Here is a 25,266-nt window from a genome sequence, read left to right on the forward strand (position 1 = left end):
GGAGCCTCTTTTTTGTTTTGAAGCCAGCTACCAAAAATGTACTTTTGGTTTTTAAAAAATGTACGTTTCGTTTTGCCGAATATAATTAGAATAGAAGTGAAAAAGAACTTATCCTATTAAATTATCTAAAAAAGCATAATTTCACGGCTTACAAATTAGGTGTTACTAATTAGATGAGAAGCCTTCTGAAAGCCTGCTATTTATACATTACTATACTTATCATCCTATCCGCCTGCACAGATAGCACGGAGTCTAAGGTTTCATTCTACCATTGGAAATACAATGCTGAACATAACTCTGGTATGGCTTCAGCGCTCCGGCACCCTCGTATTGACAACACCATTTACATGCATTATTTTGATGTAGACAAAACGGAGAAGGGTGTCTATCCTGTATATGTGTTAAACGATGTGGATAGTGCATTTAAGGCATACAATATTGTGCCTGTTGTATTTGTGACTAACCGTTCCTTACAACAAGAGGGTATCCATATTGAACAGCTAAGCGATCAAATCTTAAGCCTGGTTAACGAAATAGGTCTGCACCACTTTGGCTCGGAACACAAAACCATCCAGTTAGATTGTGACTGGTCTGAAACTACCCGAGATAAATATTTCCAATTGATCAGGTCGTTGAATCAACACCTGGAAGTAGTGCCCACCATCCGGCTTCATCAGATCAAATATAAAACCCAAACAGGCGTGCCACCGATATCACATGGTGTGCTCATGCTTTATAACATGGGTGACTTAAAAAATGAGCAGCAAAACTCGATCATCCAGGCTGATATAGTAGATGATTATATCGAAAGCCATACCACGTACCCGTTAACACTCGATGTTGCTCTTCCTTTGTTTTCACAAACGGTAATAAAAAACAACAGAGGACAGGTCAGGTTGGTCAACAGATCCATGCCGGAAGCCTTGAAGGAAGATTCACTGCATTTCAGGCAATTGGACAATCACTTATTTGAAGTTACCCGTGATACACTTTACCATGGTTTTTATCTTTCGAAAGGCTATCGCCTGAAACTGGAAGAAAGTGGGGTAGAAGAAATTTTGGATGCATATTCCATCGTCAGGGATAGCAAACTGAAACTAAATAATGTTATTTTGTATCATCTTGATGATGATGTTTTAATCCAAGTGGATTTGGCTAAACTCCTCGAAAAAATATGAAGCACTTCCTGATCGTAATACTACTCTTCTTCGTTTCTAAGTCCGCTATAGGTTGTGGCTGGGGGCCGGATAATGACCTCTATTTCTTCTACAATCTATTCCATCAATCCAACATTTCTAATAAGGCTTATTATCCTTTTCTTCGCGATGAAAGTCATACGTTTTATGAAGGTATGGATGGCGAATTGGAAATTGACATTCACTCAGGCAATGTTGCTCAATGGCAGCAGCTGCTTTCCAACTGGTCAACTGGAGACATTAAAAAGGCGCTTTTTGCAAAAACGGATGAAGAGTTTCTCCAGGTTTGGTCAGGGAAACGAGGAACTCAGGAAAACAAGGCAAAGGTATACATGGCCTTTGCGAGAAAATGTAGTCAGGCTTTTGCCCACAGATCATACTATTCATGGCAGTATGAAGAAATTAAAAAAGCTACGCCTGCAGATATTGCAGCCTTGTTAAAAGAGGGAATGCTAAAATATCAGGAAGAGCAAAATGAACAGCTGAAGACAAGGTATGCCTACCAGGTGGTCAGGATATTGCACTACACCGAGCAATTTCAGGAAGCCATCGATTTTTATAATGCCCATGTAACAAAGGACGCGGCCAGTGAAATAGACTATTATCTGCTTGATCAGGTTGCAGGCTGTCATTATTCTTTACACGATTATGAGAAAGCCGCCTATATGTTCCTCACTGTATTTGAAAACAGTACTGACCGAAAACCTTCTGCCTACCTGAGCTATAAGTTTTGCGTTGATGAAGGGGCTGAGGGTAAAACCTATTTTAAGGGTAGCGAGGATAAGGCCACTTATATTACCATAAAAAGTCTGAGAGACTTCACTGATGTGCTTAGTGGTTTGAGAGAGTTATATACCACTTCACCCAACGATAGAAAACTGGAATTACTTTTTACAAGAGCACTCAACGCTATAGAGCGTGAAGCCTGGCCTACGAATGTCGGTCTGTCAGAATATGTATTGCCTGCACTTAAAGACAGTGATCAGAAGCAATTACGCGAACTTCAACAGTTGGCCTACACCATTTACAATGACAAAAAAACAGAAAATAAAGACTTCTGGAAGCTGGCTGATTCCTATCTCTCATTCCTGCAAAAGGATATCATTGCGGCAAAGGATAAGTTGAGTGCGGTCAAGTCAAGTATTTATGCAGACCAGGTCAATACACTGAAGCATATCTATGAAGTGTTTTCATGGAAGTCAATAGGAGCCAAGGAAGAGGCCTATCTTGCCAATGTAATAGGTGATCTGAAAGGCGATGCTTATTATTACCTGTCCAGTGAAAACTGGAAACACCTGGTTCAGGATCAAGCCGGTCATTTGTACTATAGAAAAGGACAACTGGCTAAAGCTTTTCTTACCCATAATGATCTTGATAGATTACGCTATATCAATTCTCTGGCTCTGATAGAAGACTTTGAAAAACTGGCAGCTCAGGGCACCTACAATAGTTTTGAAAAGCAGTTGATAGACAGGACTCGTAATACTACCGGAAAACATGGGCTAGCTGAGTATGTTAAGTTTGTAAAGGGAGTCTACTACCTGCTTCAGGCAGATCCTGCCAAGGCGTTAGCTCAATTGAAAGACAATCCCATGAGTGCTCAGTCAGGTATTGATATGTCAAATTTTGTTTCGGCAAGAGTATTCAGCAACAACATTATGGAATGCTTTGACTGCGAGGAAATTGAAGTAATGGAAGATTCTGTATTTCTGGCCTCAGTATATTCATTCATCAAGCCCACATTCAGCAAGGCCGATTTAGCAGCCAATCTATTAAAGCTTGACTCCATGACGCAAGACACTAAACAGTGGAAGCGAAAGCTATCTCATTACCTGCTGGCCAACTATTACTTCAATGTATCAAACACGGGTTATTTCAGAGGCACCTTAGTCGGAGATGGTAATTGCTGCAACTATGACTATTTTCCTTATAGTAAGGGTGAAATGACATCAGAAGAGTATATCGCCGATAATAGGGGATACAACCTTTACTACCTGGATGGCAAGAAGAGATCGGATTACCATCTTGCAGAAAAGGCTTATGAGCATTACCAGAAAGTAATTGAAAACTCCACAGATACAGAACTTAATGCCAGATGCTTATATATGATGGCTAAGTGTGAGCTAAATCGATTGTATAACGAAACGCCGAACAGGTATTGGTACTACAAAGGGGAAGTCAGCGAAGTTGAACTACCGTATAAAAAGAGTTTTCAAAAGCTGAAGGCAGAATACCAATCAACGAAGTTCTATTCGAAGATCATTGATGAGTGTAGCTTTTTTAGGTATTATGATGGGTTGTGATTGAGGGAATTCACAACCCCAACTCCCTCTCCGGCAAATCCATCTCCCGAGCTATGATCTTAAAAGTCTGTAGTACTTCATTGTAGGTCAGCAACCTGCTTTCAATATGGGTTAATTCACCTTCATTAGCCCAGCCCTTCCGGTCACTGGTCTCCCTAATGTTTTCATGGATGGTGATTAGTACGTTATGGATATATTCGATAAGTGCTTCGCTGGTCATGGGTATATTATTTAATGTTATTAGATAGCATTTAGTAAAAAATATAACCCTTGAACAAGAGATTAGTTTATTTAGCGCTGCAGAAGTAGCCATTGATGCTTACTTACAACTGCCAGATTAAACTGTAACCTTTTGGTCGATTTTCCTGTCTAGTAACATATGAAGACCTTGAGAAAAATTGGCTTACTAGTATCATTGGCGTTCATACTCGGCTTTATACTATTTGCTGTCAATCAGATTATAGCCTTCCATGCCAACCTCACCACCATCAATGAAACCCTGGCCTGGCTGGTTACGGGGTTTATCAGCATCACGATTTTTCTCTTATTACTCATTCCCATTGTTCTGATTGCCAGACTGCCCAAGTCAGTGGCTTTCCCTGATAACTATGAGGATGAAGCTCAATATCACACCATCCTTAAAGGTCGTCTGGCTCGAAATAAATTGGTGAAGAAGGCTGGTTTGGATGTAAGGACCGAAGAGGGTATGAAGCAGGCTCTGGAGCTGCTGAACAATGAAGCTCAGGATGTTATAAAACAAACGGCCAAAAGTGTCTTTTTTACCACCGCTATTTCGCAAAACGGAAAGCTAGATGCACTGACCGTATTCATTACCCAAAGCAGAATGATCTGGAAGGTTGCTCATATCTACTGGCAAAGACCGGCCCTGAGAGACATGGTTAAGCTGTATGGCAATGTAGGTGCGACAGCACTTATTGCCTCTGAGCTCGATGAAATTGATATTACCCGCCAGATAGAGCCTATCATCAACGCCGTACTTCGCAGCCCTGGCAGGTCTGTTCCGATTATTGGTCATGCGGCCCATATAGTTACAGACAGTCTTTTAGAAGGTTCCACCAATGCTTTTCTGACATTAAGGGTAGGCATAGTAACTCAGCGCTATTGTGGTTCCTGGGATATTGCCGACCGAAAAACCATTAGAAAAAATTCATTTGTTACTGCCTCTGGTCTATTGAAAAATCTGGTCATTGAATCCTCTGGCAAAGTGGTGACCAGTGTGATGACTGCAATAAAAAATGCCGGGAAGAGTACCATCAAATCAGGCATGAAAGGCGTCACCAGTATTTTCAGGAAAAATAAAGGTACGGAAACTGTTGACCCTTCTTAGTCCAGAGTCCTCTATGAGTTTTACGAGAGACTCTTTTACAACTGAAAGTGCCCTATAATCTCCTAAAGGGGACATTTTGGGCAGTAGTACTATTGACGGAGTCATTTCAGAAAGACTCGGCTATGTAGTTTGGAGCAGGCAGGTACTCCATAGCTAAGAGATTCCTGATATTTTCATTCATCTCTACATAAAAATATGCTCGCACTCGAAAGTTCAGGAATGATGGGTTTGGGTGTTGTCGGTGTTATTTTATTTTGGAGCGTTGTAAAATAGTAAGAGTATTCTTTGATATAATAAACGAGAGCAATAGTAATTATAACTCCCTTTCCCTGACCGAGCGCATGCAGCCAAGGCAATACAAAAAACAAGCTTACTGCATAGTTTGCTGGCAGATTACGGAGGGTATGTTTTGTAAGGGTTCTATGGTAAGGGCTGCTTCCAGTTTTATTGCCTCTTTGGGCATGCCAAATACCACTGATGTTTCCTGGTTTTGGGCTACGGTGAAGGCTCCCACTTCTTTGAGTTTCAGCAGGCCTTTGGCGCCGTCTTTGCCCATACCGGTAAGCAGTACGCCTACGCAGTTTTTGCCGAGGTATTGTACTGCAGAGTCGAACAGCACATCTACACTGGGGCGATGTCTGTTGACCCGTTCCCCTTCCTTCACCTCAACATAGTACCTTGCTCCACTTCGTCTGATTACAGTATGGTAGTTGCCAGGGGCTATCAAAGCCTGACCCCTGATGAGTGAGTCCCCGTTGGTGGCTTCTTTAACCGTGATATTACAAAGTTGATTGAGTCGGTCCGCAAACGCCTTTGTGTATGTCTCAGGCATGTGCTGTACAATTACTATGGAAGGAGAGTCATGTGGAAGGGCCATTAATATTTCCTTGATAGCCTCGGTTCCACCTGTTGAGGCACCAATTACCACTACCTTTTCAGTGGTCTTTATCATACTTTTGGAGGTAGCCGGAACATTGACTTGCTGTACAGTTACTTTGTTACTTGTGTGGAGCTTTTTCAGCTTGGTATTTTTTACTACGGCCGCCGCCTTTACCAGATCCAGCAAATGATTTCGAAGGTGATCATCATGGTTGCGAAGGGCTGTCATGGTAGGTTTTTTGATTACATCCAGAGCCCCAAACTCCAGTGCTTTCAAGGCTGTTTGGCTACCCCTTTCCGTTAAGCTCGATAAAATAATTACCGGCATTGGTTTCTGCGACATGATAGTTTTGAGAAAAGTCAGGCCGTCCATTCGGGGCATCTCTATATCCAGTGTGATGACATCGGGCAACTGTTCCTTGATTTTTTTAGCGGCAAAATACGGGTCGCCTACAGCAGCCAACACTTCTATATCCGGGTCAGAATTTAAAATATCTGTCAGGAGCTTTCTGATCAAGGCTGAATCATCTACTATGAGAACACTTATGGGCTTTTTCAAATTTTCTCAATTCAAATAATTAATTATTACCTCGTTGGTTGATACCGAAAACCTGATTTTTCTGCCATATCTTCCGCCTACGTTTTGTTCATGTATTTTAATACCCTGTTCATGAAGTACTTCTTGCGCTATCATAGCGTTTTGGTGGCCTATTTTAAATACAGAATTGCTGCTAAAGGCCCCACCATATACCCCGGCTATTATGCGGTCGTGAACGGCACCATTATTGACCATTCTCTTAATCAATGCTTTAATTGCACAATTTCCATATTTAAAAGGATTCTGGTCGCGGCCGTTCCAGAAGGGTAGCATGTAGTGGTTCATGCCACCTAATTTGAGTACCGGGTCAAAAAGACTAACGGAGATACAACTTCCAAGAATGGTAGTTATATGAATGGGATTTTTTGTCACAATCAACTCTCCGGGTTTTAAAAAGTAATCCGTATTCATCCAGGCAGAGACTAGCATATAGATATTTTTTGATAACCTGTATGCATCCGTGGTTTAAGGGGTAAGTCTATTCCCATTAATGACTCCGAGTGGCCTAAAAATAAATATCCTCCAACCCGCAAACACCGGGCTAAACTTCTTATGACTCGCTCCTGGGTAGGCTTGTCAAAATAGATCAATACATTTCTGCAAAATATTACATCAAGTGTTTCCGGGGCAGGGTACCTGTTCTGGATAAGGTTAAAACGTTTAAAAAGCGTTTTATCTCTTATTTTTTTAATCACCCTTACTTTTCCCTCTTTTCTATCTATGCTTTTCAATAAGTATTTCCTCTTCAGGTCCAAGGGCAATCCCTCCACTTGTTTTTCACTATATATAGCATTATTGCCTGCCTGCAAGGCATCCGTTGAAATATCCGTACCTAAAACAGAATAGCTTATATGCTGACCATTTTTAGCCATAAACTCCTCTAAAGTAATGGCTATGCTGTAGACTTCCTCTCCAGTGGAGGAGGCAGCGCTCCAGATTTGGAATTTATTTTTCGCTGAGGACTTGACATGAGGTAAAATCTCTTTTTGCAAGAATGAAAAATGGAGGGATTCACGAAAAAAATGGGTTTTGTTAGTCGATACAAGGTTGATCATATTGACCACTTCTTCACTTTCGGTGCGGCTACAGATATTGTCAATATATTTCTGGAAAGAAGTGATCCCGAGTTTGCGCAAATGTTTTTGCAGCCTGCTTTCCAATAAGGTTTTTTTAGTGATAGGCAGATTTATTCCATAGTTATCATAGATAAATTTGCTCAGTTTGTAAAACTCTTTATCATTAAGCTCTATTGGATTGCCCAATTTAATAAATCCTCGTATTGTCTGTAACCCCATACTAAATACCTGATGATCCTGCTGACGCTACCAACAGGCAGGTCAGCAGGGTATACTGAAACATAACATTAATATTCTTCAAAACCACGATCAAGGTCATCTTTAGGATCTTTAAGGACTAGTTCAAAGCCCTTAGACTTTTCCTGTCCTTTCTTTTGTGCATGGCCATATTCCTTTTTAGTCTGCTTTGTAGAAGGTTTATTTTCTTTTACCTGGGCAGAGACTTCGTTTGTCGCATTGGCACGGGTATCCAGCTCATCCTCATCTAATTTAAAGAACGAAATAGCTTTTCTTAATGTGTCGGACTGGTTATTTAACTCTTCAGAATTAGAAGCTAGCTCTTCTGCACTGGCTGCATTTTGCTGAACCACAGAGTTAAGCTGCTGAATCGCTTCATTTATCTGGTTGGCGCCATCATTTTGCTCCAGACTGGCTGCACTGATTTCAGCTACAAGGTTGCTGGTTTTTTCAATTTCCGGCACTAGTTTGCTCAACATGTCACCAGCCGTACGAGCCACTTTTTCACTGCTATTGGAAATATCATCTATTTCTTTGGCTGCGTTTTGACTACGTTCTGCCAGCTTTCTGATCTCCGCAGCAACTACAGCAAAACCTTTTCCGTGCTCACCTGCACGCGCAGCTTCCACGGCAGCATTAAGGGCCAGTAAATTGGTTTGTCTGGCTATTTCTCCTATTATTGAGTTTTTTCTAACGATGGTATTCATCGAGTCCACGGTTTCCAGTACAGCCTCGTTAGACTTTTTTACCTGGTTGTTTGAACTCAGTGCAATTTGTTCAGTTTCTTTAGCATTATCAGTATTCTGCATGATATTAGAGGTCATCTGCTCCATAGAAGCCGACACTTCTTCCACCGAGCTGGCCTGCAACGAAGCACCCTGAGAAAGCTGTCCGGCAGATTCACTCAATTCTACACTGGCTTTATTGATATACTCAGCCCCCTCCATTACGGTTTTTATTACATTGCGCTGGCTCTTTAGCATATCGTCCATCTTATGTAGTAAAAATCCGATCTGGTCTTTTTTATTATGTTTTTCCTTTTCAATCTTTATTCTCAAATCACCGGCAGCGATTTTATCCACAATGTTCATAGCCTCGTTCAGTGGTCTTGAAATGCTGTTTTTGAGGTAGAACCCTCCTGCAATAATGAAAAGCATCACAAGCAGTACGACGATCATAGAGTTTCTGAAAATACCCTCGCTTAGCCTCATACCTGCCTGGTAGGCTTCCTCAGAAGAAGTAAGGCTTAAATCAGTATACTTGTCCATAGCTGATCTCATAGGTTCGAAGGCAGCCATATATGGGCCGTAATATACCTCATTAGCTTTTGCGAAATCTTCATTTTTAAGCAGCGACATTATCTGGTTGGTCAGCACGGTTAATTCATCGTACTTTTCTCTGAATTGCGTATCGTAAGTGTCATAGGCATTGTTCTTTTCCAATTTTGTGAAAGCTGAGATTTTAAAGAAATTGGTATAGCGCTCATGCACCTGCTCCAGGTTGGTTTTTATATTCACCATTGCCGTGCTAAACTCGCTTTCATTGACTTGTACACTTTCGGACAATGCATGTGATATGGCTATGCTCGACTGGTAGGCATCCCTGTCCGCCTCAATGAGATAGTCTATGCTCAATAAATTGTCATTATAGATTTTCTCTATTTCAGCTTTTAACTTTTGGGTTTGCAACGAGTTATAGATGGCACCCGCTACGGAAATAAACAGCACGAAGGCGAAAATTCCGATTATACGCTGGTTCGTTGTGAATTTTGTCTGTTTCATGATAATGTATTATTGATCTTTTTTGTCTGATGAGAATAATTGTGGTTTAGCGATCAACATGACTGCAATCCACTGCTGGTACCGATTATGGTCACCTCCCTTGATAAGCTCCATGGACGGAGTTGCAAACATAGTTGCATAGGTAAACCGCGTACTCAGGTATCCATTTATTTTATGTTTTAACTGAAGGTCAATTTCGTTGCCTAGCTGATTGTCTGCAGCATCTAATGTTACAGGATCCATATAGTTGCCTCCAAATGCAAAATTATGGTATGAAAACTCCAGCTCTGATTTGTTGCTAAATTTGTAAAATAAGCTGGCAAATGTATTTCTAACCCCGCTGCCTTTGGTGTTGCTTTCTATATTCAGAAAATAGTCCAGATAGCCATAGTAGCGATGGCCGTCTCCAAATAGCTTGTTAAATGATCTGTTGGTATTATCAGGGTCTAACTGGTCATTGCCACTAAAGAAATTTATACCCGCAACAGCTTTAAGTTTGTCATTTATATTGTAAGTAGGGATTACCGAGTACATGTAAGCTCGCTGCTTCAGTCCCGACGTATGCTCGCCGTATTGATAGTAAAAAGAAGCTTGTACCCCAAAAGCTGATTTTTTATTACCCCCTTTCAGGTAAACACCGGAGGTATAGCGTGGATACACTTTTTTGAAATCGTCAGGGTCTTCATTGCCATCCACTGATGTCAGTACTGACGCCGAAAGATTGTTGCTAATCTGCCTGTTGGCCCATAATACTGCCAGATATTTGTAATAATTTACATCATAGGCACTTTCCTGGTACTTATTGCCATCGTTGTTATACCCACCCGCAAGCTTTATGTCCCAGTCAGACTTGTTAAACTCGAGCATAGCCAGGTCGTGAGAAACTGCAATGTCGTTCCAGTTTCTCATACCGAAGATACGGCCATCGTCCAATACCAGGTGCTGCCTTCCAACTTTGATAGCAAAGCCTTCTTTGTCTTCACTCAGGTAATATTTTATCCAGCCTTCGGCCAGGTTGATATTGGGTACATTACCCCTTTCATCATCGACACCCCAAATTCTTGCATTTTGAATTGCAATGTTAATTTCAAACCTGTCGTCTTTGTAATTAGTGATCAGACGGGTCCTTTGGGAAGAAACGAATGTTGGCTCGCGAGTATCATCAAGTAATATCCGTGAACCATCACGATACTCTGATCTTGCCCTGAAATTGGCACTTACATTTAACTGGGCCTGGGCACAATCTATCGCCAAAATGAATGCTGTAGACAGCAGTAATATTTTATATTGATTTCTATTCATATCAGATAATTTATTTCGTCTTAGATGTTTCGGTTTTCTTCTCATTTGCATTTTTCATTAACTTCACTTCTTCCACCGAAAAAGTCTTGTCTATATCCAGGACCACTATAAAGTCTTCATTTTCCTTAATTATGCCTTTTACAAATTCCAGATTATAGTTGGCCTCTATGCTAGGTGAAGCATGGATATGGTCTTCTTCTTTTTCAAGGACCTCCAGTACTTGGGATACCATGGCGCCAAAACGAATGGTTTTTTCTTTTAGCAGCAGGTCTATTACTATTATGCATGTATTCAGGTCGGGCTCTATTGCAGGTAGTCCGAATTTTACACAGGTATCTATCAGTGGTAGTACCTGTCCGCGAAGGTTGATCACCCCTTTCATGTGAGCAGGGGCCTTGGGAATAGAAGTGATTTTTGGTACTTCTATTATTTCTATCACCTTTTCTACCTCCAGAGCAAAGGTTTTATCAGCCAACTTAAAGCTCAGAAAGGATTTAAGTGCTTTTGCAGTATCTATTTCATAATTCATGCTAGTTTGTTTTTTGTTCCACAAGTTTGTCCGCGTCAAGTACAAGTGCCACTGATCCATCGCCGAGAATGGTAGCCCCGGAGACAAACTCCTGGTGTTTATAATATTCACTTACCGACTTCAATACCGCCTGGTACTCGCCGATGATCTCATCAGTGATAATTGCTAACTCCATCTTTCTGCACTTCACTACTATAGCATTGCAATATTCTGGCACGGGTGTTTTATCTAAAGAAAGCTCAGTCCTCAGATCAATGAATGGTATTTGCTTATTATCAAGTACCAGCAGTTTATTGAAATCATCGGTTAGGGAATCGTACCTGAGTTCATAGCACTTATGCACTATCTGCAATGGCAGCACAAAGTGGGAATGATCTGCCTTAACCAGCAGGGCATCGATAATAGAAAGGGTTAAAGGCACTTTAATGGTGAACTTTGTGCCTTTTCCAGCCTCTGAGCTGATGTTTATTTCACCGTGTATGTCCTCAATATTTTTCTTGACCACATCCATACCCACTCCTCTGCCGGAAACATTGGTTACATTTTGGGCAGTAGAAAAGCCGGGCTGAAATATCAGTTCATATATCTCAGAAGTTGATGGTTTGTCGTTTTCATTGATCAGGCCTAGTTCCAAGGCTTTATTTTGGATACTTTGGATGTTTAACCCCCTTCCATCATCACTGATCTCGATATGTACATAGGCTCCCGAGTAGTAAGCATCTAATGATATCGTTCCTATAGCGGGTTTCCCTTTCTTACTGCGTTCTTCTGGTGATTCAATGCCGTGATCAAGACAATTTCTTAAAATATGCATGATCGGATCGGATAAGGTATCTATGTATATCTTATCTAATTCTGTATTTTCACCTGTTACTTTAAAATTTACTTCTTTATTAATAGAAATGGAACAGTCCCTTACCAGTCTTCTGAATTTCCCCATGAGCCTGTCAATAGGTACCAGTGTCATTTCAAATGCAATATCCCTGAGTTGTCTGATGTGCCTTTCGATATTTTCTACCAGTCCCTCAAACTGAGGGTCAGGGGAGGAAGAGACCATCATTTTAAGGCCGGCCTGGTCAGTTACTAACTCACTGACTAAGTTCATCAGCACATCTATTTTTGATGTCGAAACCCTTATACTGCCTGATTTACTACCCTTGCCGGTAGTGTCTGAGTCTGCGCTATCCGCAACTAATGTCTCTTTTAAAGACTCAACATAACCCGTTAATTCCGTGAGTTTTTGATCAGTAGGGGTTTTGTCAAGGACATTTAGAAGCTCTTCGAACCCTAATTCATTGAAAAGGTTAAAATTGGCTATTTTATGTACGGTAAGTTCAACTTCATCTTCTATAAACATGAACTGAGCCTCCAAGTCCTCACGCGTGGCCTGGCAAGCTACATACAAATCCCATCGCACAACAATGCTGTTATCATTTTTGAATGCCGGTTTCATCTTATGGTCGCCCATTTCCTGAATGTCGTCCAATATACCAAATACGGGGTGCCCTGATCCGGTCTCGATATCAATAAGAGGTTGAATAGTCAGATAATAAGTGCTGATATTTTCCTCATCTTCCTGCTCAATGAAGGCCTCCAATAACGCTGTTTCTTTGCTTTGATCACTTTTCTTGATGGCATCAGATATTTTTGAAGAAAGGGCCTTTATTTCCTTGACCAACTGGTTGTTTTTAAGCTGAATTTGTGAATCCTTCAGTTCAGGATCATTCATCAGCTTTTTGAGGTGGTCAAGGTACTTCAATAACTTATCAGCAATGCGTGGTTCATCTGTCAGGAGCTCATGACGTATGCCATCCAATACAGATTCGATCATATGAGCAAAATCACCCAAATTTGTTAAGGCAAAAATATGTGCCCCGCCTTTGAAAGTATGTAGAGCGCGAAAAGCTTCCTCTATATAACGAATATCTGCATGCGATTCATAAGAGAGAAGGGCTTGTTCAGCTATCTCTAACTGCTCATTACCCTCTTCCCTAAACATTTGATCATACTGAGTCATTCTTCTTACTTTTCTCTATGGTATAATTCAGGAGGTTAATGAGGTTGTCAATCTTATATGGCTTTTCGACCCAGGCATCGAGACCTGCCTTCTTGGCCATCATTTTTTTATCGTTGGCCTTTTCGGAGGTGAGTAATACTACGGGGTAATGCTTTAGTTCATCATCACTTTTTACTGCCTGCAGTAATTGGAAACCATTCATCACCGGCATATTATAATCGGATAAGACGAGGTCGATAGTGGCTTCTGAGCTCCTTAGCGTGTCAAGCGCATCTTTGCCATCTGTAGCTTCAACTGTATTAAACCCATGGCGTTTTAATGTGTCGACAATGGCTTTGCGAATGCTGGCAAAGTCGTCTACTACTAATACTGTTTTCATGTTATAGTTTTATAGTTGCAATTAGGCGTGTATGTAATAAATATTGTTGTACAATATAAACACCAAAATCATAAATTCCTAATAATCAGCAAGTTGTATTTTTTCAAGGAATTGCAGATCGTCCCTTTTTGGGATAGATTCTCCTGTAAAGGGTAGAGCTAGTGGCTTAAAAGATAAGTAGGGGAATTGATATAATACCATAAAATTCCTCAGAGAACAAAGACCATCCAAAGTCAATAATGATATAAATAAATACCGCGTCAACTTAAAATTTTCGCAGAGCAGCGGAGAAAATATCCGGCTTCTGAGTGTGTCAAGCGCATCTTTGCCATCTGTAGCTTCAACTGTATTAAACCCATGGCGTTTTAATGTGTCGACAATGGCTTTGCGAATGCTGACAAAGTCGTCTACTACTAATACTGTTTTCATGTTATAGTTTTATAGTTGCAATTAGGCGTGTAATAAATGTAGCTGTACAATATAAACACCAAAATCATAAATCCTTAATAATCAGTGAGTTGTATTTTTTAAGGAAATTTAAAACGTCCCTTTTTGGGATAGATTCTCCTATAAGGGATAGAACTAGTGGCTTAAAAGATAAGTAGGGGATAGATATAATACCATAAAATTTTTCAGAGAACAAAGACCATCCAAGGCTAAGAATGGTATGAATAAATACCGCGTCAACTTAAAATTTTCGCAGAGCAGCGGAGAAAATATCCGGAATCCCCAGCTTAAAAGCACAAGCTAAACCTGACCTACTCGCTAACAAACTTCTGCACGCTAATTTCTCCCATGTGGGAGATGTCCGTAGGACAGAGGGTGTTGCATCCGGAAGTGTGCTTTAGTTACTTATCAGATGAAGGTACACTCCCTCAATGACTATTAAGTTAAAGGGAGGTTTAATTTTGTCTCAAAGGTCATTTTCCATTTGCAGGCAATCGCTTTGAAGAAGTGTTTACCTTTGAGTTGGTCAATAAAATTCTTTTCCCTTGCTTGCAAGGAGTTTTGCTGGAGCAATATGGCGTTTGAAGTTTTGTTTGTCTATATCATGTATTATTTGTTGTAGTGGGTAATCCTTCCTCTTTTATTTCTAGCATCCATGTCCCGTGCAAAACTTCTTCCCGGTTTTATAGCCACCACAGGTGTTATAATCTCTTCAATTAGGCTGTTGAACCATTGTTGAATTTCTTAAAGTTGAAAGAAATGATGTTTTTTCCCTCAGGAACCGATAAGCTTTTTTCCAGTTGTATTTATACCTGTGCCTACGGTGTTTTGTATTATGTATAATTTTCCGGTTGGCTAAACTGCCCGTCAGTCCTATCATATTCATACAAAATATATGGCATAGAACTCCTGAAATATCCCTTCTGTTTTCTCGCTCCCGAATTGCTCTATTTTGATTTTGGGCTTCAGACTTTTAACCCCTTCTTCTACTCCCCATAGCAAATGATATAATTCGCCTAAATCCTCAGTAGTAATATCTTGCTGGTCATATCATATAGATTGGTGACAAGAAGTTCGACCTCTCCCGTATTGAGATGGATACTACCCTCTCTTAAACGCCAGCAAATCCTCCGTAGAATTCTTTTCATCGAAATAATACCCCTCATAATCAAAAGCTTTAAGCTCCTCTACGGTTGTAGGCTGGTTTTTGATGATAAATCTACTCATGAGTCCACGGGCCTTTTTAGCATAGAATGAAATAATCTTGTACTCACCGTTCTTGTGATCCTTGAAGTCTACATCAATAATCCTGGCTTTAAGCTGTTTGGTGTCTACGGACTTAAAGTATTCATTTGAGGCGAGGTTAATCAATAAGTTGTCACCCTGAGCCTTCAAGTCTTTCTTGAGCTGTTTAGCAATTTTATCCTGCCAGAACTCATACAGGTTGGCGTGTTCGGAGACCTTTAGTCTGGTGCCCATTTCCAGTCTGTAGGGTTGAATCAGGTCTAGCGGGCGGATCAGTCCGTATAAACCGGAAAGTATTCTAAAATGCTGTTGACTATACTCAAGCTCCTCCTGGCTAAAGGTTTCTGCCTGTAGCCCCTGATAAACATCTCCCTGAAATGCAAAAACAGCCTGCTTTGCATGAGCGGGATCCTTCTTTTTGGTAAAGTTATGATACCGCTCCACGTTGAGTTCGGCCAACTTATCGCTGATGGACATTAACGTCGAAATGTCTTCTTCAGATCGCTTTTTGAGTTCATCAATCAACTCAAGTGCTTCCTTTTGAAATCTTGGAAGTGTATGCTCATGGCTATACTCTGTTTCAAAATCTAGCGTTTTGGCAGGAGATACAATGGCTATCATCTATAATAATCGATGTTTTAATGTTCAAAATTCAGATGCAAACCTAATGCATAATTCGTTATCTGCATGGTTAATTCATGACAAATTGAGTGAGAATCAATACCTTTTGATGAGCGTGCAGGAGTCAAAACTGTAGTAGCTAGCTTAATAATTTGTGAAATATCTTGAGAATAATGACAATATCTTATTAAATTATAAGGATAAAGGTAATCATGCAATATCCTCAATTCATAGATAATAAGACCTTCTTTGCTATGGATTCGTCCAAAACAGAGAAAGAGCAGTTGCTTGCACTGACCAACAACCTTAAAAGTATCCAACGACTGACCACCACCCATTTTACAGATTTTAAAGAGCTTATTTCCAGCTACTTAAAAGTTGGCTTACAGATCTTTAATATGAAGATTGGTATTGTATCCAAAATCAATGATGCAGAATATCTGGTGTGCAATTGCATTTCCCAAATTCAACAAATTGAAAGTGGTACTATCTTTCCTTTGGAAGGTACATATTGTAGAGAGGTAGTTAAAACCAACAGTGTGATAGGCTTACCACATGTGGGATTACTAAAGGAAATGAAAACGCACCCTGTCTACATCAATATGAAACTGGAATCGTACATAAGCGCTCCTATATATGTGGATGAGGTACTCTTCGGAACTTTAAACTTCTCGTCAACACAGCCCCGTAAATACGGTTTTTCAGAGCATGAACGTGACCTGATTGCCATGATGGCCAACGCTATTGGCGCATTTCTCATGCTCGAAAAAAAAGAAAAGGACCTTTATAATTCTAATGATCGCATGAAGAGGTTAGTGGGCTACGTAGCCCACGACTTGAGAGCCCCGCTGAGCAATATTAAAACGTTAACCTCTTTCATTGACTCAAATGAATACGCCGATATCATTGAAATGATCAGAGCATCCTCAGCAAGAGCCTTAGAGTTTGTTCATACCATATTGGAAACTGCTGCAATGGGTAGCGGTAAAATAAAACTCAATATGGCAAGCCATGACTTTTCTGCACTTTTTAAAGAACGGTGCGAATACTATAAGTCATTTAAAAATGACAAGGAACTGAACTGGGAACTGGAGGTTGAAGAAGGAATAACACTGGAAGCAGATAAAGATCGTATGCTACAGGTGTTTGACAACCTGCTATCAAATTGCACCAAGTATACGCCCTATGGCGGACAGGTAACTGCTACACTGAAAAGTCTGAATAATAGTCATGTTAAAGTGGAACTCTCCAATACAGTAGATGAGCTTGTTTCATCCAATGGATTTGATATTAAGCATAAAGTGGGTTTTGGACAGGAAATCATTAATGAAATACTCAAATTACACCATTCTGACGGCTTAAAACTACATGTAAAAGATAATACTTACCATGCCTGTTTTGAATTAAAGTAGTAGGGCTATAGACCCTAAGCCTATTAAAACCCTGACCATCCTCAAATCCATGAATCAGAGCACAGACCTGTTTTACATCTAGAGTCCCAGCAATCTACTGACATTCACCTTTCCTACAGAGACAGTAGTATCTCCGATATGGATCATATTACCTTCTATGCTTTTGATATGCTGCGCAGCTACTACAAATGACCTGTGGGTAATGAAACATTAGCCTCTCTGGAAGACTGGATAGATGTAGGGGTTTATGCACAAGACCAGTTGATCTATTTACAAAAGCATCTGATATCTGATGAAGTATCAGAGCTTGAAATAACGGTAAGTCAGGCGCCTTCAAAGGCAGGGATCGATCCACTCCACAAGCTTATGGATAGAAAGCCAGAGGACAATATGAAAAAACTGAGTTACCCGTAAAAACAAGCTGAATCACTTGTTTAATCCCCCCTGAGATTGTTCTTAAAAGTCTAAGATTATTCAAACTTTGCTTTGGTGCTATGTTGAAGTTCTACAGCAACCAAGGAGAAGATTCTGAAACAAGTTCAGAATGACGGTTTAGAGTAGACAGGCTTTTAAGACAGTCTCGCCTTTACTCTTTGCAAACAGCATCTCCCAAATGGGACTTTGCGTATCTCAGCAAGGGAATATTTCGCCATAAATCGATTATCTTCGCGAGATATGGGCGTGGATCATAACATCTCAATCTCGATTACTAACTTAATACTGTTGGTTATATCAGGGTATATTGGGGTTTTCAGCCTGTTGGTCCTCATATCACAAAGAACAAGACCCGTACTGACCATTTTAGGAGTATGCGGGCTAAGCCATGCTCTCGCCATGGCTGTCGCTGTTGTTAAAGGTCCAAGTTTGTTTTATGAGCTTTCCAGCCTTTTGATATGGCCTTCATTTTATTTATTCACATGCGTTCAAAGGACTTCAAAGGTGCCGAAAGAATGGTTTATCCATCTGATAGCTCCATTACTTTGGCTTGCCGCTTATCCACTGATTCCTGCTCAGATGGTGACGGGAATATTTGATGGCCTATATCTGATACAAGTGTGTGTATACTTATGGTTAAGCAGTACAGAAATTTACAGAACTTCTTTACTCAGCAAAAGCAAAGCGATATACCCTGCTTATTATTTAAAGACCCTTATGGTAGGAACGGCCTTCCTGTTGGTATTTCGGCTGGCCCTTCCCATGTCTAACCTTCAAAATCACCAGATTATGATGGTATTTCAGACATCAGCGGGGCTATACTTTATTCTGGTTTCATTTTTTCTTATTAAGCCGCCTCTAAAAGCTCAGGCTCTAACCAAAGAGATAGAACAAATCCATGAGTCAGTGAATTATGAAGAGGAAATAAAAAGAAAGCTAAGAACAGCCATGCTAGCGGACAAGGTTTATCTTAACCCTGAACTTACGCTAAGTGATCTGGCCAAAGCAACAGGACTGAAATTGACAGAGCTCTCGAGTTTTATCAATCAGAATATGGGAAGGAATTTCAATGATTTTATTAATGAGTATAGGGTCAGTGAATTTAAGCGTCTGGTAAGCACCGAATCTGATTCGCGGGTCACCATTATGGAGCTGGCCTATCAATCCGGTTTTAACTCCAAGGCATCATTCAACAGGCTATTTAAAGAGTACACCGGAGTAACACCTTCACAATTCAGGAAAAGTCTCTTAAAAAGCCCTGCTTCAGGTTAAATTAATTAGTCTCAAATTATTTTTAAGTCTTTTAAGCCCTTTTAAAGCCCTTTTATTGCAGCCGGATCAATAATTACAACACGAGCAATATGAAATTCAATTTACTGAAAATAGCGATCAGGAACATGCTTAAAGACAGGGTATATACTTTCATTAATGTCTTGGGGCTTACTTTAGGGATTAGTTTTGCTTTCCTGTTATTTCTATATGTATCTCACGAACTAAGCTATGATCAACATGTCAGTGAAGCGGAAAATGTCTACAGGATAACAGCAGATTTTACACTGGATGATCATCAGGATATATTTTCCAACGTTCCCAGACCCATGGGAGAGACTTTAGTGAGAGAATACCCGGGCATCAAAGCTTCTGTAAGGTTATACGGCTACAACGGACTGCAAGTGCATGAGGGATTACTGTGGAACGAACAGGAAGATTACATCATTACCAGGAATGCCTTTCTGGCAGATTCCACGTATTTCAAAGTATTCAGGTTGCCGTTACTGGAAGGAGATACAGCCACTGTACTGAACCATGCCAACAGCATCGTGGTCTCAAAATCTATCGCCCAAAAGCTATATGGAACGGAATCCGCTCTGGGTAAAAGGGTAGGGCTTGAGGAAGGAAGGGAAGCTATCATTACCGGGGTATTCGATGATTTTAATAAACCAACACATTTACCCCTTGATGTCCTTATCTCTTATCGTACCTATTTCAGCGCGACCGAAGATTATGACTCGTGGTATGGCGCTCATGTATACACCTACATCAGAACCACATCGACCTTCAAACCGGCCGACGTTAATAACCACTGGAAACCCTTCTTTGAAAAGTATATGAAGTCTACTTTCGACGAACTCAATGGTACCGCAGAAATTATACTTCAACCCCTAACAAGTCTCCACCTGGCTCCTGAATATATTTGGGAACCGTTTCCTCATGGTAGTAAACAAAACGTTTACGTATTTAGCCTGGTGGGCATATTCTTACTGCTGGTAGCAGGTTTCAACTATATGAACCTGACTTTGAGCCGCTCCCTCTCACGAGCAAAAGAAGTAGGCGTGAGGAAGGCACTTGGTGCCAGTCGTTATGGCCTGAGTGTACAGTTTATAGTCGAATCGGTCACAACAGCACTAATTGCCTCGGTTATCTCCATTGCTTTTGCCAAGGCCATCCTCCCGGTTTTCAACCAATTGATAGGGGAGCAGTTAACACTGAATTTCTTAACCAACCCGTTGATGATCATAGGTATACTATTGATAGGTATATGTATCGGGTTCATGTCAGGCATATATCCGGCATTCCACCTCTCATCTCTGGAGGCTGCCAGAGTGCTTAAAGGGGGACAAAGCAAGTTTTCTCAGGGAAATTTAGGTATTAGAAAAGTACTGGTAATGGTGCAGCAGGTCATCTCAGTATCACTGATCATATCAACGCTTGTTGTCATTGATCAGGTAAACTATGTACGAAAGACAAACCTGGGTTTTGATAAGGACAACCTGGTGCTGGTTGATCTGCGCGACGAAACGGTAAGAAGTAACATCAAAAAATTTGAACATGACCTCAGCAGCATCTCTGGTGTTGAAAATGTAACACGGATGAATGATGTGCCACTAAGCGGTATTAATGAGTTTAGCATTATGGTAGAAAAACCTAACGGGGAATTTGAATCGGCACCTACTCAGATCATAGAGGTCAGTGACAACTACCTGGAAACGATGAACATTGAGCTTCTGGCGGGAAGAACTTTTGTTGAAGCGGATAGCTTTTTCAGAAGTATACTGATCAATGTTTATCAGGCAGAACTTCTTGGATATGAAACTGCGGAAGATGCTGTCGGAGCACGATTTAAATTTCCAGGTGAAGACGAGGAGCATAGAACCATTATAGGGGTAGTTAATAACTTCCGTATGGTATCTGCCAGTGAGCCTCTTAAAAGCCTGTGTATAGCATACTATAATGGGGGCAGGAGGTTTATGGGCATACGGATACATTCTAAAAACCAATCAGAGACACTCCAGGCTATCGAAAAAATGTGGAAAAGCTATGGTGCCTCTTATCCTTTTCAATACACTTTTATGGATGAACAGCTCGACAACCTGCTTGGTAAAGAAGATAGGCTTTACAGGCTCATGGTATTCGGCTCAGCCCTCATAATCCTGGTATCCTGCCTGGGTTTATTCGGCCTCGTATCGTTTACTGCCTTGCAGCGATCAAAGGAGATTGGCATCAGAAAAGTGCTGGGAGCCACAAATTCTACACTTTACTTTACTCTAGTAAAGGATTTCTTCACACTGTTAGCTGCGGCATTTATAGTATCTGTAGCCATATCCTGGTATTTTGGTAACAGTTGGCTTCAAAACTTTGTCTTAAGGACGAACTTTGACTGGGTAAATCTGCTAATTGCGGCCATTGTCGCCTTACTGATCACAGGCCTAACCCTAAGCTATCATACTCAAAAAGTGATCAGGGCAAACCCAGTGGATAGTTTGAAAGAGGAGTAAATCTTTATGAGATTTATTAGGTATGAGCATGTTGGAGTAAATTACACTATTCCAACATGCTCATTTTAGTTTAAGGGGTAAGCTCTACCGATTTCAAAAGTTTAGTAAAGCCGCTATTTAGTTCTGTTGAGATTTCTACCGCTCCTTAGCAGAGTCTCCTTCAGGACCCTCAGAGGACTCTTGCGTACTACTACAGTAATACCAAATTATTTTATAGCCTTAGCCTCTTCAGAAAGAAGCTCATTACCATCATTCAATCCCGCTTCGATAAAGGCATCGATCTCCGCATTGCGCTCCAAGCCTTTGTTCAGCAGTACGCCAAGGCTGATCATAACGCCAATCCGGGTACCTACTTTTTTCGCTGCAGTGTTAAAAAGTGGCTGCAACTCTTCATAAGTAACACCTTCAGCCAGATTCATGATGTTAACCCTGGCATTAGCCAGCTTATCTCCTGATAAATTGGTGTATTTCTTACTGATTTTCTGAATCTCATTGATAGCACTTCTTTGCCCCTGAGGCTGCCCTTTAGATGGCTTTGCTACTGGCTTATTGCCTTGCTGTGCAGGTTGAGACTGCTGCTTAGCCCAAGTGTCTCTTAACCCCACGGTTTTATTGAATATCAGACGCTCAGAAGTAGCGTCTTTATCCAGAGTGAAATAACCGAGACGCTGGAACTGGAATTTATCATCTAACTTGGCCTCTTGCAAAAATGGCTCAAGATATGCCTCTTTGATGATCTTTAGCGAGTCAGGATTGATAAACTCCTTAAAATCCTTGTCTTCGTGGCTATCTGGTGCCTCATCTAAAAACAGGCGATCATACTCGCGAATTTCTGCTTTGATGGCATGTTGTATAGACACCCAGTGTAAAGTACCTTTTACCTTTCTCATGCTGGCTTCAGTTCCGCTTCCTGATTTAGAATCAAGGTCGCAGGTACAATGGATCTCTGTTATATTCCCGTTTTCGTCTTTTACTACTGATTCCCCTTTAATGATATAGGCATTCTTTAAGCGCACTTCCTGACCTAAAGTCAGTCGGAAGAATTTGCTTCCGGCTTCTTCTTTAAAGTCTTCACGCTCGATGTATAGCTCTCGGGAGAACGGCACCTCATGTGTACCTGCGTTAGGGTCTTCAGGATTATTTTCTGCGACCAGCATTTCCTCTTTTCCTTCAGGATAATTGGTAATTACCAGCTTCACAGGGTCTAAAACTCCCATTACCCTGGTAGCCGTCTTATTCAAGTCTTCTCTTATGCAAAACTCTAATAGCGACACATCAGTAACACCATCCCTTTTAGAAATACCAGATAGCTCACTGAATTTTCTAATGGATGCAGGAGTATACCCTCTGCGTCTTAGCCCGGAGATTGTTGGCATTCGGGGATCGTCCCAGCCCGCAACGGTTTTAGATTGCACCAACTCTAGTAACTTTCGCTTACTCATAACCGTGTAGCTCAGGTTGCGTCTGGCAAACTCGCGCTGTTTAGGTCTGAGTTTATCGTTATTATATATCTGGTCAAGACACCAGTCATACAGCTCTCTATGAGGTTTAAACTCCAGTGTACATAGAGAGTGCGAAATTTGTTCTAAATAGTCTGATTGTCCATGAGCCCAGTCATACATCGGATAGATGCACCAGTCGGTTCCGGTTCTGTGATGGGCCTTTCTCATTATACGATACATCAATGGATCACGCATCAGCATATTGGGAGAGCTCATATCAATTTTAGCCCGAAGTACATAAGTACCTGCTTCAAACTCGCCTTCCTTCATTCTTTGGAACAACTCAAGGTTTTCCTCAATGCTGGTATCCCTGAAAGGACTGGCCGTGCCAGGTGTTGTTGGAGTTCCCTTCTGTTCAGCAATTAGCTCGGGAGACTGCCCGTCAACATAGGCTTTGCCTGCTTTGATAAGCTCTATAGCCCAATCGTATAACTCCTGAAAATAATCAGATGAATAGCATTCTTTGTCCCATTGGAAACCCAGCCATTCAATATCATGTCTTATCGCATCCACATACTCCTGCTCTTCCTTAGAAGGGTTAGTGTCATCAAAACGCAGGTTTACCGGTGCATTGAATTTTTTCCCCAGCCCAAAGTTGAGGCAGATTGATGCCGCATGGCCAATATGCAAATAACCGTTTGGTTCCGGAGGGAAACGAAAGCGCAATTTATCAGCCGACAGGCCGTTAGCGAGGTCTTCCGTAATGATTTGCTCTAAAAAATTAAGTGATTCTGGTGTTTCTGTCATGGATCAAAAAATTGAACTGCAAAATTACTGCAAATACATACAATTACAACTGGTTTTATAGATTTACATGACAGAGGTTTCAATAGGTATTTACCCCAAAATGAGATTGGATAAATACCTCTGTTTGTACGTGATAATGATATCGTGATAGCCTGGTTAGAAAAGCTGGTATCAATGACATTCAAGGTACAATCCCAAGGGTAGGATTGGAGCCACTGCAGCCTGTTCATTCATCAAATTGCCTATCATAAAGTACAACTTTACTTCTTCATTTCACCTCTTCAATATCTTCTGATTGAAGCAACTTTTTATTAAAGTAATACTTTATATTTTAATTTATATATTACTCATTATCATATGTTTTAAACTTATTTACTATATAAAAACAAAGACCTCTATGGTTTTAAAAACCATAGAGGTCTGGTATAGGAGGTCTAACAACCAGCTAACCAAAATTTAAACTTCGGCCATAGAGGTTTGCTCCAGATAAGTGCTTTCGAAAATCTTATCAGCATTAGCTGATTCAAAACCATCTCTTCGGTGCTCGCGAGAAATCTGCTCCTTTGGAATACTCTTAAATTGAGGCAGTACTGAACGCTCTGCAAACTCTACGTAGCTACCAGAAATCCTCATGGTTTCACCATCAGAAAATGTTGCAGGCTGCATTTTCGACACTGAACTGCTTTGTCTCAAAAGACCATCTTCGCTGGTTTTGATCTTTCCTCCGGCACTATTGAGTACAATACCAATCGACTCTAAAAAAGCATTGAATTGCTCCAGCGTATTGTAACCATCAGGCAACTCGTGTATACTGATGGTGTAGTGGTTGAGATAATACCTGTTGTAAATTACCCAGGCAGCATATTCACTTTCCTGTAACAGTGTCTTATAATCTTCCAGCGTAGGCAAGTCCCAAAGCGGTTTATAGAAAAATGAACCCACCTCTTCAGGGTTATCTAAGTCCAAACCATCTACAGGGCATTCGGTGATAGGTTCCACATACTTATTGATGATACTCTGTGCCTTGGGAGACAGGTCTTCAACTCTAAGTTCACTGATGAATATTCGGGGATAAGTTTCTACTGGTGGCTCATACCAAAACGCATTCAACTTCTTCTCCTGAAAGTAGTAAGGCTCTCTTCTCTTATATCCATAATGCAGAAAGATCTTTTCAAAAGAAGCAATACCAAGATTGGGTACACCCAAGGTGCGAAATGCAATATGGTCGTTTATAATATCGCTTTCCTCAGCAATCATACCTTTTTCGATCATAGCATCACTGATCTTGTTTACTTCTGGTACACTATGCTTGTAAGGTTCGAACAGTGCATTTAAAATCTTATCAAGTGAAGAATCCTTGTCAAAATTCATATCGTAGTGATTATTAAAATGTTTGTGATGACTAAAAAATGTGGTGACGGTCGCTCACCATTTCA

The 25,266-nt window shown here is 40.8% G+C and carries 20 protein-coding genes; 7 read left to right on the top strand and 13 right to left on the bottom strand.

Annotation, left to right across the window (positions count from 1 at the left end; translation table 11 throughout):
• Positions 1-173 precede the first annotated feature (173 nt).
• Positions 174-1,178, top strand: coding sequence for a hypothetical protein (locus JMN32_RS19875; RefSeq protein WP_202858119.1), 1,005 nt, complete (start codon positions 174-176; stop codon positions 1,176-1,178).
• Positions 1,175-3,499 carry a hypothetical protein gene (locus tag JMN32_RS19880; RefSeq protein ID WP_202858120.1) on the top strand — a complete coding sequence of 775 codons (2,325 nt, stop codon included), beginning with the start codon at positions 1,175-1,177 and terminating at the stop codon, positions 3,497-3,499. Before JMN32_RS19875 ends, JMN32_RS19880 begins: the two co-directional genes overlap by 4 nt.
• Before the next feature lie 10 nt (positions 3,500-3,509).
• Here the strand turns inward: JMN32_RS19880 and JMN32_RS19885 are convergent, their stop codons facing one another.
• On the bottom strand, positions 3,510-3,719 hold the full coding sequence (locus tag JMN32_RS19885; protein ID WP_202858121.1) for a hypothetical protein: 210 nt from the start codon (positions 3,717-3,719) through the stop codon (positions 3,510-3,512).
• 159 nt (positions 3,720-3,878) lie between these two features.
• On the opposite strand from JMN32_RS19885, the gene JMN32_RS19890 reads away from it, so the two are divergent.
• Positions 3,879-4,847, top strand: a complete 969-nt coding sequence (locus tag JMN32_RS19890) for a DUF697 domain-containing protein (protein ID WP_202858122.1) — start codon at positions 3,879-3,881, stop codon at positions 4,845-4,847.
• 370 nt (positions 4,848-5,217) lie between these two features.
• Here JMN32_RS19890 and JMN32_RS19895 read toward each other — a convergent pair whose 3' ends face one another.
• The 10 genes from JMN32_RS19895 to yaaA form a co-directional block, all read right to left on the bottom strand.
• Positions 5,218-6,285: a protein-glutamate methylesterase/protein-glutamine glutaminase gene (locus JMN32_RS19895; protein ID WP_202858123.1), complete on the bottom strand. Its 1,068-nt coding sequence runs from the start codon at positions 6,283-6,285 to the stop codon at positions 5,218-5,220.
• A 6-nt stretch (positions 6,286-6,291) separates the two neighbouring features.
• The gene (locus tag JMN32_RS19900; protein WP_202858124.1) at positions 6,292-6,753 is read right to left on the bottom strand and encodes a chemotaxis protein CheD; all 462 of its coding nucleotides are present in this window, start codon (positions 6,751-6,753) and stop codon (positions 6,292-6,294) included.
• Positions 6,747-7,619 (bottom strand): CheR family methyltransferase, encoded by an 873-nt coding sequence (locus tag JMN32_RS19905; protein WP_202858125.1) that lies wholly within the window; start codon positions 7,617-7,619, stop codon positions 6,747-6,749. The genes JMN32_RS19900 and JMN32_RS19905 overlap by 7 nt, the downstream gene beginning before the upstream one ends.
• Before the next feature lie 68 nt (positions 7,620-7,687).
• Entirely contained in the window at positions 7,688-9,418 is a 1,731-nt protein-coding gene (locus JMN32_RS19910) for a methyl-accepting chemotaxis protein (protein ID WP_202858126.1), read from the bottom strand.
• 9 nt (positions 9,419-9,427) lie between these two features.
• Positions 9,428-10,720: an alginate export family protein gene (locus JMN32_RS19915; protein WP_202858127.1), complete on the bottom strand. Its 1,293-nt coding sequence runs from the start codon at positions 10,718-10,720 to the stop codon at positions 9,428-9,430.
• 10 nt (positions 10,721-10,730) lie between these two features.
• A complete protein-coding gene (locus tag JMN32_RS19920) occupies positions 10,731-11,249 on the bottom strand; it encodes a chemotaxis protein CheW (RefSeq protein WP_202858128.1) in 519 nt (172 codons plus the stop codon).
• A 1-nt stretch (position 11,250) separates the two neighbouring features.
• Positions 11,251-13,266, bottom strand: coding sequence for a chemotaxis protein CheA (locus tag JMN32_RS19925; RefSeq protein ID WP_202858129.1), 2,016 nt, complete (start codon positions 13,264-13,266; stop codon positions 11,251-11,253).
• Entirely contained in the window at positions 13,253-13,645 is a 393-nt protein-coding gene (locus tag JMN32_RS19930) for a response regulator (RefSeq protein WP_202858130.1), read from the bottom strand. The genes JMN32_RS19925 and JMN32_RS19930 overlap by 14 nt, the downstream gene beginning before the upstream one ends.
• 78 nt (positions 13,646-13,723) lie before the next feature.
• On the bottom strand, positions 13,724-14,074 hold the full coding sequence (locus JMN32_RS19935) for a response regulator (RefSeq protein WP_202858131.1): 351 nt from the start codon (positions 14,072-14,074) through the stop codon (positions 13,724-13,726).
• Between the two features lie 1,119 nt (positions 14,075-15,193).
• Positions 15,194-15,958, bottom strand: a complete 765-nt coding sequence (gene yaaA, locus JMN32_RS19940) for a peroxide stress protein YaaA (RefSeq protein ID WP_202858132.1) — start codon at positions 15,956-15,958, stop codon at positions 15,194-15,196.
• 254 nt (positions 15,959-16,212) lie between these two features.
• Between yaaA and JMN32_RS19945 the strand changes: the two genes are divergently transcribed.
• The 4 genes from JMN32_RS19945 to JMN32_RS19960 all read left to right on the top strand — a co-directional run bounded on the left by JMN32_RS19945 (position 16,213) and on the right by JMN32_RS19960 (position 21,581).
• Positions 16,213-17,370 (top strand): GAF domain-containing sensor histidine kinase, encoded by a 1,158-nt coding sequence (locus tag JMN32_RS19945; protein WP_202858133.1) that lies wholly within the window; start codon positions 16,213-16,215, stop codon positions 17,368-17,370.
• Positions 17,371-17,565: 195 nt separating this feature from the next.
• Complete coding sequence (locus JMN32_RS19950) at positions 17,566-17,784, top strand: hypothetical protein (RefSeq protein ID WP_202858134.1); 219 nt, start codon at positions 17,566-17,568, stop codon at positions 17,782-17,784.
• Positions 17,785-18,045: 261 nt separating this feature from the next.
• On the top strand, positions 18,046-19,077 hold the full coding sequence (locus JMN32_RS19955) for a helix-turn-helix domain-containing protein (RefSeq protein ID WP_202858135.1): 1,032 nt from the start codon (positions 18,046-18,048) through the stop codon (positions 19,075-19,077).
• 89 nt (positions 19,078-19,166) lie between these two features.
• Entirely contained in the window at positions 19,167-21,581 is a 2,415-nt protein-coding gene (locus tag JMN32_RS19960; protein ID WP_202858136.1) for an ABC transporter permease, read from the top strand.
• Positions 21,582-21,787: 206 nt separating this feature from the next.
• On the opposite strand, the gene JMN32_RS19965 is transcribed toward JMN32_RS19960, so the two are convergent.
• Entirely contained in the window at positions 21,788-23,830 is a 2,043-nt protein-coding gene (locus tag JMN32_RS19965; RefSeq protein WP_202858137.1) for a glutamine--tRNA ligase/YqeY domain fusion protein, read from the bottom strand.
• Positions 23,831-24,286: 456 nt separating this feature from the next.
• A complete protein-coding gene (locus JMN32_RS19970) occupies positions 24,287-25,201 on the bottom strand; it encodes a DUF1338 domain-containing protein (protein WP_202858138.1) in 915 nt (304 codons plus the stop codon).
• Positions 25,202-25,266: the final 65 nt, after the last annotated feature.

Origin of the sequence: Fulvivirga marina (genome assembly GCF_016775155.1) — a bacterium.
In the GTDB taxonomy this organism is placed as follows: Bacteria; Bacteroidota; Bacteroidia; order Cytophagales; family Cyclobacteriaceae; genus Fulvivirga; species Fulvivirga marina.